The sequence below is a fragment of the Candidatus Zixiibacteriota bacterium genome (assembly GCA_026397505.1).
Taxonomy (GTDB): Bacteria; Zixibacteria; MSB-5A5; order GN15; family PGXB01; genus JAPLUR01.
In genome coordinates this window covers 1-14,345 of record JAPLUR010000116.1, presented here as the reverse complement: position 1 = coordinate 14,345, position 14,345 = coordinate 1, and the positions used below count along the sequence as shown (strand labels likewise).

The 14,345-nt window shown below is 51.0% G+C and carries 9 protein-coding genes; 8 read left to right on the top strand and 1 reads right to left on the bottom strand.

Annotation, left to right across the window (positions count from 1 at the left end; translation table 11 throughout):
• Positions 1-197: 197 nt before the first annotated feature.
• A complete protein-coding gene (locus NT002_11925) occupies positions 198-2,678 on the bottom strand; it encodes an SBBP repeat-containing protein (GenBank protein MCX6829969.1) in 2,481 nt (826 codons plus the stop codon).
• Positions 2,679-2,971: 293 nt separating this feature from the next.
• Between NT002_11925 and NT002_11920 the strand changes: the two genes are divergently transcribed.
• The 8 genes from NT002_11920 (at position 2,972) to NT002_11885 (ending at position 14,255) form a co-directional block, all read left to right on the top strand.
• On the top strand, positions 2,972-4,900 hold the full coding sequence (locus NT002_11920) for an aconitate hydratase (GenBank protein ID MCX6829968.1): 1,929 nt from the start codon (positions 2,972-2,974) through the stop codon (positions 4,898-4,900).
• A gap of 28 nt (positions 4,901-4,928) precedes the next feature.
• Positions 4,929-6,017, top strand: a complete 1,089-nt coding sequence (gcvT, locus tag NT002_11915; GenBank protein MCX6829967.1) for a glycine cleavage system aminomethyltransferase GcvT — start codon at positions 4,929-4,931, stop codon at positions 6,015-6,017.
• Complete coding sequence (locus NT002_11910; GenBank protein MCX6829966.1) at positions 6,018-6,746, top strand: 2-phosphosulfolactate phosphatase; 729 nt, start codon at positions 6,018-6,020, stop codon at positions 6,744-6,746. It abuts the gene before it with no gap.
• A gap of 40 nt (positions 6,747-6,786) precedes the next feature.
• Positions 6,787-8,703 (top strand): hypothetical protein, encoded by a 1,917-nt coding sequence (locus NT002_11905; protein MCX6829965.1) that lies wholly within the window; start codon positions 6,787-6,789, stop codon positions 8,701-8,703.
• An 18-nt stretch (positions 8,704-8,721) separates the two neighbouring features.
• Positions 8,722-10,803: a VWA domain-containing protein gene (locus NT002_11900; protein MCX6829964.1), complete on the top strand. Its 2,082-nt coding sequence runs from the start codon at positions 8,722-8,724 to the stop codon at positions 10,801-10,803.
• Complete coding sequence (locus NT002_11895) at positions 10,713-12,716, top strand: ATP-binding cassette domain-containing protein (GenBank protein ID MCX6829963.1); 2,004 nt, start codon at positions 10,713-10,715, stop codon at positions 12,714-12,716. The genes NT002_11900 and NT002_11895 overlap by 91 nt, the downstream gene beginning before the upstream one ends.
• Positions 12,679-13,284, top strand: coding sequence for a flavodoxin family protein (locus tag NT002_11890; GenBank protein MCX6829962.1), 606 nt, complete (start codon positions 12,679-12,681; stop codon positions 13,282-13,284). The genes NT002_11895 and NT002_11890 overlap by 38 nt, the downstream gene beginning before the upstream one ends.
• Positions 13,285-13,907: 623 nt before the next feature.
• A complete protein-coding gene (locus NT002_11885; GenBank protein ID MCX6829961.1) occupies positions 13,908-14,255 on the top strand; it encodes a hypothetical protein in 348 nt (115 codons plus the stop codon).
• Positions 14,256-14,345 lie beyond the last annotated feature (90 nt).

The following is a 14,345-nucleotide window of genomic DNA, read 5'->3' as shown; positions in this document are numbered from 1 at the left end:
TCTTTTTTCCTGAGCCCGGTATAATATAAGGGTTTTGTCAAAATCTATGCAACACTTTTTTGCAATTAATTGGCGGCGGTTAAGGAATTTGATTATTGGGAATTTGGCATCACCTCGCGAGAGGAAATGGTTGGCCGACAAAAATGGGGACAGAGCTTATCTGTCCCCATTCGTGATTCATTCAACTTCAAAGGAGCTCAAGGGCATTTCGGCGCCGGGCCGCCTTTATAGAGGTAGTTTATCAAATAGGTAATGTCCTGAATATTAATGATTATATTGCCATTTGCATCACCTTCATGAAAACATGGTGGCTCGCCGCCGCCCTTGTATAAAAAGTTGATCAAAAATGTAATGTCCTGAATATTGACCACCTGGCTGTGATTGGCATCCCCTGCCTTCGCACAGCAGTATGGATCGCAGGCGTCGCCGATACCATCCTGGTCAACATCCGACTGATCCGGGTTGGAGATATTTGGGCAATTGTCGACATCATCTGCGACGTCGTCACCATCGGCATCGTCGGACGCACTCAACTTGGTCACAAATGCGTCGGCCCCGCCATTAAAGCTGATATCAAAAGCGTCGGGCGTTGTTGGAAAGTCGGGAAAAGACGTCCATCCTGTGACATAGGCCGCTCCGGCCGAATTGATAACTATATCCTTGCATCGATTATAACTATAGCCGCCCAAATAAGTACTATAAACGAGGAAATTACCGGCGCTATTGATTTTGGTAATAAAGGCATCCGCGTTTCCATTATATGTGGAATCATAGGCGTTAAATACGGGAAAATTGGGGGAAAATGTCTCCCCCGTGATATAAGCCTCGCCGTCTGCGTTAATGTCAATGCCGTCACCTCTATCACTGCTATCGCCACCTATATAAGTGCTATAATCAAGGCTATTACCCGCACTACTCAGCTTTGTGATAAAAGCATCCGTGACACCATTAAATGTGGGATCGTAAGCGTTGAAAGTCGGAAAATCAGTTGATCCGGTAGTTCCGGTTACATAGGCCGCGCCAATTGAATCTATGGCAATGTCGAAACCATAGTCATTTCCATCACCACCAAGATAGGTGCTATAAACCAAGCAACCGCCGGTCGCGCCTAGCTTGGTGACAAAAGCATCCAAACCTTCCCCATGTATGGAATCATAAGCATTCAAAGTCGGGAAGCTTGCAGAATATGCTGCTCCAGTGACAAAAATTGACCCAGCCGCATCTACAGCAATGCCATAGCCTTCCTCCCAGTTCTGACTTCCTCCAAGACACGTGCTAAAAACAAGGCTAGTGCCGCTGCTACTTAACTTTGTGATGAAAGCATCACGATTCCCCTGATATATTTGACACGGATTGAGCATCGGGAAATCGGCGGAAATCGTACTCCCCGTCAGATACGCCGCCCCAGACCCGTCCACCACGATGGCGTTGCCCTGGTCATCATCGCTCCCGCCCAGGTAGGTGCTGTATATAAGACTGTTACCACTGCTGGAGAGCTTGGTCACAAAGCCGTCAATGCCTCCCCCTCGAAAAGTGCCTTGATAAGCATAGTAAACCGGGAAGTCACTTGACCCGGTAAATCCTGTCACAAATGCATTGCCGTCGGCATCCACGGTGAGAGCTTCACCTTGATCATTATTGTTCCCTCCAAGATAGGTACTATAGATAAGGCTATCCCCGGCCGGACTCAGCTTCGTCACAAAGACATCTGAAATGCCATTAAGGTTATCGATTAAAGGCGTAACGGTTGGAAAATTCGCGGACATGGTGTATCCTGTTATAAATGTCGCGCCGCTCCTGTCAATTGCGATACCCATTCCGCAGTCTTCACCCGTACCTCCCAAGTACGTGCTGTAGACCAAAACTGGGTCGATCACCACCGACAGCGAGGGGTTGAACTCCGGACCCAAACGGAATCCGAATGAGTGATCGGCTCCGATCAGATATTCGGCTGTTACCGGCTGGCGACTGCCGCCAACCTCTTGATACACTACCGGCGCCAGTTCCCGTATCACACCCCACTTCGTCGTCACTAACAGCGCGCCGTCATCGGCAACCGCCAACCCTTCAGCGCCTTCGTACTGAATCCATATTTTTGAATAGTCTGCCCGAGGATGAACGACAAAGTCATACTCCATCTGGCGGCCATTGCCGTAGTAGGTCAGGTCAATCCCAGGATAGACTTCTTTCAAGACGATTGCAGAGTAATAGGGGACATCCGTGCGCCATTTATCCGACTCATTGCCAATGAAATAGTTGCATTTGTATTCCATCAGTTTCTCGCCGGATGCTCGCGGGGTAGGGTTGGCCCCGACAAATGAGGCTTTGAGCATCATGATTTCGATGCTGTCACATTCCCGATTGAACTTGTCGGGTCGCCCAATTGGATCTCGCGCATCAAGGGCGCTATCGTTTCCCGCCCGCCTCGTGAACTGGTAAAAGGCGCCGGTCGCGGTGAACCACATGGTAGCTCCGCCCGCGTTGGCCCGGAACAGAATACTATCCGGCCACTGGCCATTGTTTTTGGTAAATGCCAACGGCAGGGATGAAATGCTCTTCATAACCTGAAGATCATTTGAAATTGATTGCCCATTATCATTGGGCAGGGCAAGATTGGTCAACATCATTATAAAGCCGATGGCGACTACAAGAATCGAAAGGGTCTTAAGCTTGTGCATATCTCCTCCCAAAGAGGTGAAACATTGATATGTCCTCTAATCCGGCCTCAGCGATCGGGGTGTATTTTCAATTGGACAGAAACAAATATAATATCTATCCGAATAATAGCAAGTGATTTAATGGGCGGATAATAAGAAGAAAGCAGAACCGTTTTTGTCAAGTCTTTGCTATCTTTTTGCCGCCAGTCAAAGGAGGAGGGCACACTCCAAAACCGCCAAATAGGGGTTGACTTTTGCTCTGCAGAACGTTTCTTTCGTATCTTTAAGGAGTTATGCAGAAAAGGAGTTGAAATATGGGGATGAATTTAGCAGAAAAAATCATTTCGGCCCACCTCGTTTCCGGCAAAATGAAACCCGGCGAGGATATCGCCATCAAAATCGACCAGACCCTCACCCAGGATGCCACCGGAACCATGGCCTACCTTCAGTTTGAGGCGCTCGGTCTCAAAAAAGTCCAGACCGAGAAATCGGTTTCCTATGTCGACCACAATATGCTCCAGGCCAGTTTCGAAAACGCCGACGACCATATGTTCCTGCAAACGATTGCGGCCAAATATGGTATCTATTTCTCCCGCCCCGGCAACGGGATCTGCCACCAGGTTCATCTCGAGCGGTTCGGGCGTCCGGGCCGAACCCTGCTTGGCTCCGACTCGCACACCCCCACCAACGGCGGGCTGGGAATGCTTTCTATCGGCGCCGGCGGCCTCGATGTCGCCGTGGCGATGGGGGGCGGGCCGTTCTATCTTAAGATGCCCCAGATTGTCAATATTTATCTCAAAGGAAAACTCCAGCCGTATGTCACGGCCAAAGACATTATTCTCGAAGTCCTTCGACGACTGACTGTCAAAGGAGGCGTCGGGAAAATCATGGAATACTCCGGCCCGGGAGTGACCTACCTTACGGTGCCGGAGCGGGCGACTATCACCAACATGGGGGCCGAACTGGGCGCGACCACCTCTATCTTCCCCTCCGATGAGCGCACCAGGGAATATCTCAGACTGCAGAAACGAGCCAAAGACTATACCAAACTCGAGCCTGACCCGGATGCCGTATATGCCGAGCGGATTGAAATCGACCTTAACAAGCTGGAACCGTTGATTGCCCAGCCGCACTCGCCGGATAATGTCATCGAGGTAAAGAAACTGAAAGGTGTTAAGGTGCATCAGGTTTGTGTGGGAAGTTGCACCAATTCGTCTCTTTATGACCTGATGGTTACCGCCCGGCTACTCAAAGGGAAAACCGTGCATCCCGACGTGTCGATGACCATCACCCCCGGAAGCAAGCAGGTATTTGAGGCAATTTCGGCCAACGGCGCGTTGACCGATATTATCGCCTCGGGGGCGAGGATAATCGAATCGGCCTGCGGCCCCTGTATCGGTATGGGGCAGGCGCCGCCATCGGGAGGCGTTTCGATCCGTTCTTTCAACCGCAATTTCCCCGGGCGAAGCGGCACCAAGGATGCCAATGTCTATCTCGCCAGCCCTGAAGTTTGTGTGGCTGCGGCGCTGACCGGGTATATCACTGACCCGCGCAAGATTGGAAAATATCCCCGGATAACTCTGCCCACCTCAATCAAGATCGATGATGCCGGAATCATTCCCCCGGCGAAGAGTCCCGACAAAGTCGAGGTCGTTCGCGGTCCCAATATCGCGCCGCTACCGATCAACAAGCCGATGGGGAATCTGCTCATAGGTGAGGTTCTTCTCAAAGTCGGCGACAATATCACGACCGATCATATCATGCCGGCCGGCGCGAAAGTACTGCCGCTCCGCTCCAATATTCCCAAGATAGCCGAATTCGTGTACTATCAGGTCGACCCGGAATTCCCCAAGCGGGCCAAAGAAAAAGGCGGCGGGTTTATAGTCGGCGGCGATAATTACGGGCAGGGTTCCTCACGCGAGCATGCCGCCCTGGCGCCGATGTTTCTCGGGGTTAAGCTGGTCGTGACCAAATCGTTCGCGCGGATTCATCTGGCCAACCTGATCAATTTCGGCATCCTTCCGGCCACTTTTGTCAACCCGGCCGATTATGATGATATCAAGCAGGGCGACCAGCTGGAAATCCCGAATATCAGAGAAGCGGTCAAGACCGACAATACTATCGAAGTTATGAATAAGTCCAACGACCATAATTACAATTTCAGAATAGATCTGACCCCCCGGCAGAGAGAAATCATTATTGCCGGAGGTCTGCTCAACTATACACGTGAAGGAGGTAAATGAATTGGAGTCAGGCGAGACATCAGGGGAAGTGAAGAAAACTCCATTTCATAAATACCATGTTGAGGCGGGGGCCAAGATGGTTCCGTTCGCCGGATATATGATGCCGATTCAATACACCGGTATAACCGACGAGCATCTGGCCGTACGCAAGAATGTCGGAATGTTTGATCTCTCCCACATGGGGGAGTTCGAGATTTCCGGCCCGGGTGCCCTGGGCCTTATTCAGAAAATGACCACCAACGATGCCTCGCAGCTCCAGGTCGGCCAGATCCAGTACTCCATATTCTGCTATGATGACGGCGGTATTGTCGATGACCTCCTGGTTTACCGTCTGCCGGACAAATATATGCTGGTGGTCAACGCTTCAAATATTCAGAAGGATTTTGACTGGCTGAAATCGCATCTGGATAAAGGAGTAGAATTAAAGAATATCTCAGACCAGATCGGAATGCTCGCGATCCAGGGGCCGCATGCCCAGGAAGTGATGTCGCTGGTGACCGATTACAGTCTGGATTCAGTTCCATATTATCATTTTGCCAATATGAAAGTCGGGAAACATTCCCTTCTCATTTCGCGCACTGGATATACCGGCGAGGATGGATTCGAGATGTATATTCCGCCTCATATGTGCGACGATCTCTGGCAAGCCTGTTATGAGGCCGGCAGGAAGTATGATATGAAACTGATCGGCCTGGGCGCACGCGATTCACTCCGTCTGGAAATGAAAATGTCCCTCTATGGCAATGATATTGATAAGACAACCACCCCGATCGAGGCCGGGCTGGCATGGGTGGTGAATTTCGACAAGGGCGATTTCACGGGAAGGAACGTGCTCCTGAAACAGAAAGATGAGAAACCGACCCGCCGTCTGATCTGCCTGGAAATGGAAGGGAAGGTTTTCCCGCGTCACGGGTATGAACTGGTGCATGAGGGAAAAACGGTTGGGCATGTCACCTCGGGCACCTTTTCTCCCTCACTGGAGAAACCGGTGGCGATGGGGTATCTGCCGTTATCGCTGACTAAAATCGGCAGCACGGTGCAGGTCAAAGTGCGCGATAAACTATTCCCCGCCGTCGTGATCAAGCCGCCGTTTTATAAGGAAGGAACCCACCGATAAATGCACGCTGATTTATTTCTAATCCCCGAACCGGTCGGCGAAACCCGCCTCGCCGGCAAAACGGTCGTTGTGATCGATGTCCTGAGAGCCTCGACGACCATCTGTCAGGCTCTTAAATCGGGCGCCCGAGCCGTAATCCCGGTAGTTGGATCTGGCGAAGCGGCCGAGATGCGTTCCAAAATCGGTGTCGAATCAACCATTCTGGGGGGGGAACGGGGAGGAATCAAAATCGACGGTTTTGATCTTGGAAACTCTCCTTTTGAGTATACCGAAGACAAAGTGAGTGGGAAAACGGTCATTTTTACGACTTCCAATGGTACCAAGGGATATAATCGGGCCGGCGCATCAAAACTGATCATTACCGGGGCGCTGGTCAATATCTCCGCAGTCGTGCAACGGGTGGCGCAGGCCGAACAGGACCTGGCCATTCTTTGCTCCGGACAGGATGGCGATTTCTCCATTGAGGATACTCTCTGTGGCGGGATGCTGCTTCATAAACTTGCCGCCGAGGCAAAACTGGAACTCGAGTTGAATGATGCCGCCACACTGGCCCTGCTTCTTTACCGAAGCAACAGCCGCGCCCTGCAGAAAACAATAGCCCGGGGAGAACATGGCCGCCATTTGGTCAAGCTGGGTTTCGAGAAAGATGTGACCATGGCCGGCGAAATCGACTCGCTGCCCGTTCTGCCGATTTTGAAAGACAGCCGACTTGTGCTCGAAAGCGTTTAATTTGGGCCGGGAGGCCATTTTTCACGTAAAACAGGTGATTATGAAAAGAGATATATTGATTCTGTCACTCCTGCTGCTGTCCTTCACGATCGGAACCGCCGCCTCCGCACTTTCCGCCGCCAACGGGGTGGAGTTTGAACTGATTGTCCGTCAAAAACCGGCCGCTCTTGATAAATATTTCGAAATTGACCGAGATACAATCAATGTCCTCACCGGCCGGAAAATAAAGACCTTTCTTGTTAATGCAAATCTTGATATTGCCGTCGCCGCCGCCGACAGCCAGAAAGTGGAATTTACGGTCCATCTGACAACCATCGGGGCCACTCCTTACATGCAGGCCGAGCGGTTCAGCGTAGAGTACAATCTCCCCGCACGTATCGAAAATATACCGGGTAAAAACAATTCCCTCTATCAACTCCTGATCAGCCCTCGTGGAAGAGTGACACTCGATACGGCTCTCTGCATCCATGATCCGGAAATAGAGAGTCAATACGCCTCCGACCCATCGACCAATTTCAATTTTTACTTTATTAAAAATTCCCTGGCCGATTTCCACTGGAATAATATCAAGAATTATATCGAAACCGATTATGTTCGCTTTCGCGATGCGCTGGAAATAAGCACCACCGGCAAGATCAATCTTTACTTAACTCCCTGCGCCTCGCCCTCCATCAATTGGGATAAACGATTCGGCTACGCCATTGATCCCGGCCGCTCCAGCATCTATACTATCTATAACCACGATTACGTTTCAGTCGATGCTATCTTGCCCAATATCCTGAGGCTTCTTCGCGTCTGGGGCTACGCCCCGCCTTTCCTGGTAGAGGGTTTGGCCGGTTATTTCGATTTTTCCCTGTATGAAATAAGAAAAATCAAAGCCCAGAGTAATCTTCCCGAGATAAAAAAGATATTGACCACCTCGGGATATCTGACCGCCGACCCGCACGCCGCGGAGGTCACGGCCGCTTCCTTTGTGAAATATCTGGCCGACACTTATGGGATCGGCAAGGTCAAATCGCTTTATGAGAGGTCCGATGACCTGACGATACCTCCTGTTATGGAGGAGATTTATGGCCGACCGATTGATTCTCTTCAATCATTATGGCGGCATTATATCGACACATTGTCGCTGAACCGGGCGATCTTTGACTTCTACGCCAATCGGGCCGGAGCGATTTTCCAATTCGACAGGCAAATTGAATATTATCAGGAAATGACCAAGTACGATCAGACACGCGCTGATTCGGCCGATACTTGGAAAAAACTGGCTCTGACCTATTATCAATACGGCCATTATTATCAGGCGGAGGAAGGGTACCGCAGATTGATCGCCATTGATTCCGCCCGCGCGGTCTATTTCCAGATATTGGGGATTCTTCTTCTTATCGACGGGCGATACGATCAGTCCTGGAAAGCATTCGATTCGGTTTGCACCATTGACACCACCTATGCCACCGCCCGGCTTCTGCAGGCGAGAATCATGGCCGTTCGGGGCGACACAGCCGGCGCTGTCAAGACCGCTCAGAATTATTACAGCATGGAGAAATCGATTCCCGGAAAGATTGAATTCCTCCTCTTCCTGGGGAAGATGCTCGGCGCCCGGGGGAAAAATTACGATTCGACACTCGCCAATCGGTACTATTCCGATGCCCTCACTTGGGCTCTGGATCTGGTTAACAAGGCCCCCGATGACCCCGCTCAAAAACTCCGGGCGGGACTGGCTTATCTCGGCCTCAAAGAATATGATAATGGCGCCCAATTTCTTGAGTCAGCCCTTTTTACGGAGCAAAGAACGTACTATCGTGGCGAGGCCGTGCTTGCCCTGGGAAATCTGTACGATCTCAAGAAAGACCGCCGGCGGGCTATCGAGTATTATCAGGAGGGATTGAAAAATCCTCTGGCGGTATACCAGCGTGAACTGTGCATGAAATATATCGATAAGCCATACAGTAATTAACAGCATTTTGTTTTCCCTATGTTCAATTTTCTGAATTCCGCCGTCCTTATCGCCGCGGCCGCCGCGCTTATCCCCCTTCTGATTCACCTATTCTCCAAACGGCGTGTGAAGATTGTACCGTTCTCATCTCTTAAGCACCTCAAAGAGATGCAGAAACGTCAGGTACGCCGGATAAAAATCCGGCAATTGCTTTTATTGGTTCTGCGCATGCTCATCATTCTGGCGGCAGTGCTGGCTTTCGCCCGCCCGGCCACCAGGGGTGGTTATATCGGCTCGCATGCCGGAGTTTCATCGGCGATCCTGCTTGATCGTTCCGCCTCGATGCAACGGCAGGTCAAGGATGGACAGCTGTTTGACCTAGCCAAAAATAAGGTCGCAGAAATTTTGAAAAATTTCGGCCAATCTGATGAGGTAATTCTAATCCCCTTCGACCGGCAGACCTATTTCCCGGCCGGGGAGCAATTCTTCAACCGTGAGGTGGCCTCCCGCATTCTCACTGATTTAAAACCGGGGTTTGAGAGAAGTGAATTATCCGGGGCTTTTAAAAAGGCGGCAGAGCTATTGACCAAAGCAAGGAACCTGAATAAGGAATTATACCTTGTTACTGATTTCCAGATCAATTCCCTGCCGGAACAGCCCGACAGTGCCCCGCAGGGCGTAACCATCTATTTCGTGGATCTCCCGCTCGAAACCGATGGGAATTGCGGCGTGATCAACGCCGACCTGGGCGGCCAGCTAATTGAAGCGGGCAATGATTTCACGGTCAGGACGGAAATCGAAAATTATGACGATCGCACCAAAACCGAACAGCTGGCCTCGCTCTTTGTCGATGGCACCCGCGTAATGCAGTCCGAATTCCGGCTGGAGCCAAAGGGAAAACAAACAGTGACATTCCGGCACGCCGTGCCCACCGCCGGCTTTCACTCCGGATGGGTGGAGATTGGCGATGACGGATTTTCTCCCGACAATCGGTCCTATTTTACTTTCAAAATTCCCCAGCAGTTCAATATTCTCATCGTCAGCGGAGATGCTTCCGGCGGGCTGATCCGTCTGGCGCTGGTGCCCTCGGAAGAGCTGGCGCGGTACTGGTCGGTCAAAAACGTTTCCGCCGACCAGCTCTCATCGATTCGATTGAGTGACTATGATGTCGTTGTCATCGCTGGAACAAAAGTGCTCGGTCCGGCCGAGACCATGCAGCTATTGCACTACACCGATGGCGGCGGCGGATTATTCTATATTCTGGGCGCCGATATCGACGCCAATTACTTCAATGGCGCATTCGGGTCGAAAATCGATTTGACCGTAATCAAACGTCCCCCTCTCGATTTCAGCGGCGCCGGATATTACACCCTGGAGCGATTGGACTACGGTCATCCAATTTTCAAAGCCTTTGCTTTCTCTCAAAAAGAGAACCTGCCGACCTTCAGATTCTTTGCTCTACCCACCATCAAAGACGGCCACGGCAACAGCGACCTGGCATATTTTTCCAATGGTGCCCCCGCGCTGGTCGAGGGACGACACGGCATGGGCCGCATCATGGTGCTGACCGCTCCCATAACTCCCGCCTATTCCGACCTGGCCACTCATTCTTTCTTTGTACCGTTTGTCATCCGCACCATGGAATACCTGGCCGGCGATATCTCCTCATATGAACTGAAGAACTATGTCGGGGAAAAGATCACCAGATCTCTGCCGGAGCGGTTGGTGGAACCGGGCTCGGTGCAGTTGGTGACACCGGAAGAACAGGAATACTCGCTCGCCGGTGCCGATAAATCGGGGCAAATCATATTCGACTGCCGCCCGATTGATTTCCCCGGAATCTACCAGCTTAAAAACGATCGCCGGACTATTGATCTTTTTCCGGCCAACGTGCCCGCTTCCGAAGGAGATTTGACGGCTGCCGTTAACGACCAGGTCAAAAAATCGCTCAGTCTGGAAAAATTCACGGTGATTCCTTATGCCAGAGCTTCCGCGGCCATTGTGACCGAAACCCGTTTCGGTCGGGAGCTATGGAAAATTTTCCTCTGGGCGGCAGCGCTCCTTATGGCCGTGGAGATGATATTGTCGCGGGAAAAAGAACCGACTCTCGAAGAACAATGACACTCCTGGCCGGCGAAAATATCACCAAGCAGTTTGAGGATCGGGTCATCTTTGATGACCTCTCGTTTTCCGTTAATGAAGATGACCGTATCGGCCTGGTGGGACCGAACGGCATCGGCAAGACAACCCTTTTCGAGATAATGGCGGGACGTGTCACGCCTGACTCGGGAAATGTCACCGGGGCCAAGAATTGCACCATCGGGTATCTGGAGCAGGAATTCTCCGGCGCCGAGGCGACGACACTTTTCGACTATGTCGCCGCCGCCCGACAGGATTTGCTCCTTCTGAAAGCGGAAATGGAGAGAGTCGAAAGGGAATTGGAAAGAGAGCCACAATCGCTGAAATTGATCGAGAAATTGGGCGAGCTTCAGCATCGCTTTGAGGCCGCGGGTGGGTACGAATTTGAGTCTCAATTGAAGGCAGTTTTGCTCGGTCTCGGTTTTCCCGAGAACCGGCTCTATAGCCGGATGGCCAGCTTCTCCGGCGGTGAAAAAAATCGCGCCGCCCTGGCCCGAATTCTTATCGGACGAAGCAATTTTCTGTTGCTCGATGAACCGACCAACCATCTTGATATCGATTCCACCATCTGGCTTGAGGAATATCTGAAAGGGCAGAACAAAGCCTATATCATCGTCTCCCACGACCGTACGTTCCTGAATAATACTATCAACAAGGTCTGGGAGCTGACCAATAAGAAGATCGACCAATACTTCAACGGTCTGGAAAAATATCTGACCGAAAGAGAAGAGCGCAAGAGCCAGCTTCAGCATCTCTATCGCCATCAGCAGGAGGAAATTAAGCGGATCGAGGATTTCATCCGCCGCAACATGGCCGGGCAGAAAACCAGGCAGGCGCAGTCCAAGATGAAATATCTCTCGCGCATTAAAAGAATCGAACTGCCGGAATCGCAGAAAAGCGGCATGTCCATCGCGTTCGATTCGGGCGACAGATCCTACAACCAGGTGCTCTCGATCGAGGCGGCCTCTTTCGGGTACGGTCACCATACGGTTGTCGCTGATGTCAATCTCACTCTCTACCGGGGCGACCGGATCGGATTTATCGGCGCCAACGGTTCGGGGAAGACAACGGTTCTTAAATCGATCCTCGGGGAATTGGAGATTCCGGAGGGGTCTGTCCGCATCGGGCAGAAAGTCGATGTCGCCTATTTTGACCAAGAACTTTCGGATCTGAATGCGGATAACACTGTCCTGGATGAACTCTGGCTGATCGATCCTCTTTCCGAAGCGGGACGGCTGCGCACATTCCTGGCCCGTTTCGGATTCCGCGGCGAGGATGTCCTCAAAAAAGTATCGATCCTTTCCGGAGGCGAAAAAACCAAACTGGCGCTGGCCAAATTGCTTTTCCTTCCGGCCAATTTCCTCATCTTTGACGAACCCACCAATCATCTCGATATAGATTCGCGCCAGGCGCTCGAGGAGGCGCTCCTGAATTATCATGGTACTTACTTGATAGTCAGCCATGACCGGTATTTCCTCGACCGGGTCGCCGAGAAAATTGTTGCGATCGAGAGAGGCACGGCCAGGGTCTTTGGCGGCAATTACAGTTATTACAAAGAAAAAAAGGATTCCGAAAAAGAACTGCCGGTGAAGAAACCGACCGACCCGGAAAAAATTCGTGAGTACTATGATTTCAAAAAACAGTCGCAGGCCAAGGGGCGGTTGAAAAAGGAAATCCTCTCGGTCGGGTCCAGAATAAAAGATCATGAAAGGATTCTGGAGCGGCTCGAAGAAGATATTGAATCCAATATACCCAAAACGGACTGGGAGAAGCTGACGGCGGCATACAATGAGAAAAATCGTATCGAGGGGGCTCTGCTCGAATTGTATCACCGCCTCGAAAAATTGCAGGAGATAGATGACCAGGATATTGACCCTGAGCGGCAGCCCGATTAAGAACAGTTCAACCGAATTTTTACTGGCCGAAATCGGTCGCGGCATTGCGGAATCATCGCCGGCGCGGCCGGTGAATGAGCTGGTGCGGCTGAACGACCTGCAGTATATCCCCTGCCAGGCCTGCGGCAAAAGCCCCGACCCGGAGTACTGTTTTTTCCATGACGGCCTCTACCCTGTTTATGATACTCTGATAAATTGCGACATCGTCCTATTCGGCTCGCCGGTCTATTTTGACTCGGTCTCGGCTCAGGCCAAGGCATTTATCGATAGATGCAACTGCCTTTGCCCGCCCGATTTTGAGGGCCTGACCGGGCATCATTTCAAAAGAATCCTGACCAAGAAACGGCTCGGAGCCATGGCGCTGGTCGGCGGTGAACGGGGAGAATTCGAGTGCGCCCGCAAAGTTATTGCCGGCTTTTTCAAGTGGACTGAGATCGAAAATTGCGGCAAAATATTCTATGCCGGTTCCGACTGGAAAGAGGCCGGCCCGGTGCGGCGCGACACAGCCAAATTGCAGGAAGCTTTTCAATTGGGGCAGCTCCTTTATTCCCGCCTGAATTCCATATGACATAACCAAATAAAGGCAGATGAAACTACTCCACTTGATATTATTCCGGCGGGTCTGAGGAACCGCGCGGCACGATAAATGTGCAGCGGAGGGGCACCCGAAACCCAAGTAAATTGGGTTCGTCGATTAAATTCTTGACCCTCCAAAAAACATGATCACTTTCTGCTTATTTGTTGCCGGAAAATGGGTTGGGTGGTCGGGAGGGGTTCGGCAAATTGGGTTTGTTTCTTCGTTTTTTAAAATGCGCAGTTTCGTTGGGGCAAAGTATAAGGCCGACGGTGTAAGATAATATGCCCAAGAGAGTTGTGAAGATGTGACACAGTTTTGAGCGGCATGGCCCGTCGTTTTTGGGCTATTGTGGGCAATGGCCGTATTCCGGCGTTCGAAAACATGTCGATTTTCAGCAAAAAGCATAATAATTACCTTCTATATAATGGGAAAGGTTCCGAATCACCATCGATGCGCTACAGATTTTGATATGAAGGGAAAGGGATTTGATAGCCGACGGGCAGATTGAAGCCGCCCGTGAGCGAATTGAGGCGGGAGTAGATTTGGCGAAAGAAATTAAATGTCGGGTTACTCATTCCGACCGGGGTCGGAATGAGTAACCCGACCTACGAAAGCTGTTTCAGAAGAAATTCCACCAGAAGGTGCATGACACGCTTGGTCCCGATGGTATCATGGTGGCGCAGTCGGAATCGCCGTTTTTTAATTCCGAGACCGTGAAGCAGATGTATAAGAATCTGCGGCAGATTTTCCCGATCGTGAAAATGTACACGGCGCACGTGCCGATTTACCCCTCCTCTTACTGGTCGTTTGCTTTTTGCTCCAAGAAATATCATCCGATTGATGATTTCGATTATGGCCGTTATAAAACATTGAAACTGCAGAACAATTATTACAATGTGGATATTCATCTGGGTGCGTTCTGCCTTCCCGAGTATGTGAAGAAGTTGAGTGGAGACAAGTAAGGGGCAGGAAGATTTTTGACATCCTTGATTTTGCCATAGAAGGGCGGTCACGTGACCGCCCTTATTATTTGCCTGGACATAATTTATCTC

Coding starts and splice junctions, on each gene's coding strand:
- NT002_11925 (MCX6829969.1), bottom strand. CDS start 2,678: ATGCACAAGCTTAAGACCCTTTCGATTCTTGTAGTCGCCATCGGCTTT.
- NT002_11920 (MCX6829968.1), top strand. CDS start 2,972: ATGGGGATGAATTTAGCAGAAAAAATCATTTCGGCCCACCTCGTTTCC.
- NT002_11910 (MCX6829966.1), top strand. CDS start 6,018: ATGCACGCTGATTTATTTCTAATCCCCGAACCGGTCGGCGAAACCCGC.
- NT002_11905 (MCX6829965.1), top strand. CDS start 6,787: ATGAAAAGAGATATATTGATTCTGTCACTCCTGCTGCTGTCCTTCACG.
- NT002_11900 (MCX6829964.1), top strand. CDS start 8,722: ATGTTCAATTTTCTGAATTCCGCCGTCCTTATCGCCGCGGCCGCCGCG.
- NT002_11895 (MCX6829963.1), top strand. CDS start 10,713: ATGGAAAATTTTCCTCTGGGCGGCAGCGCTCCTTATGGCCGTGGAGAT.
- NT002_11890 (MCX6829962.1), top strand. CDS start 12,679: ATGACCAGGATATTGACCCTGAGCGGCAGCCCGATTAAGAACAGTTCA.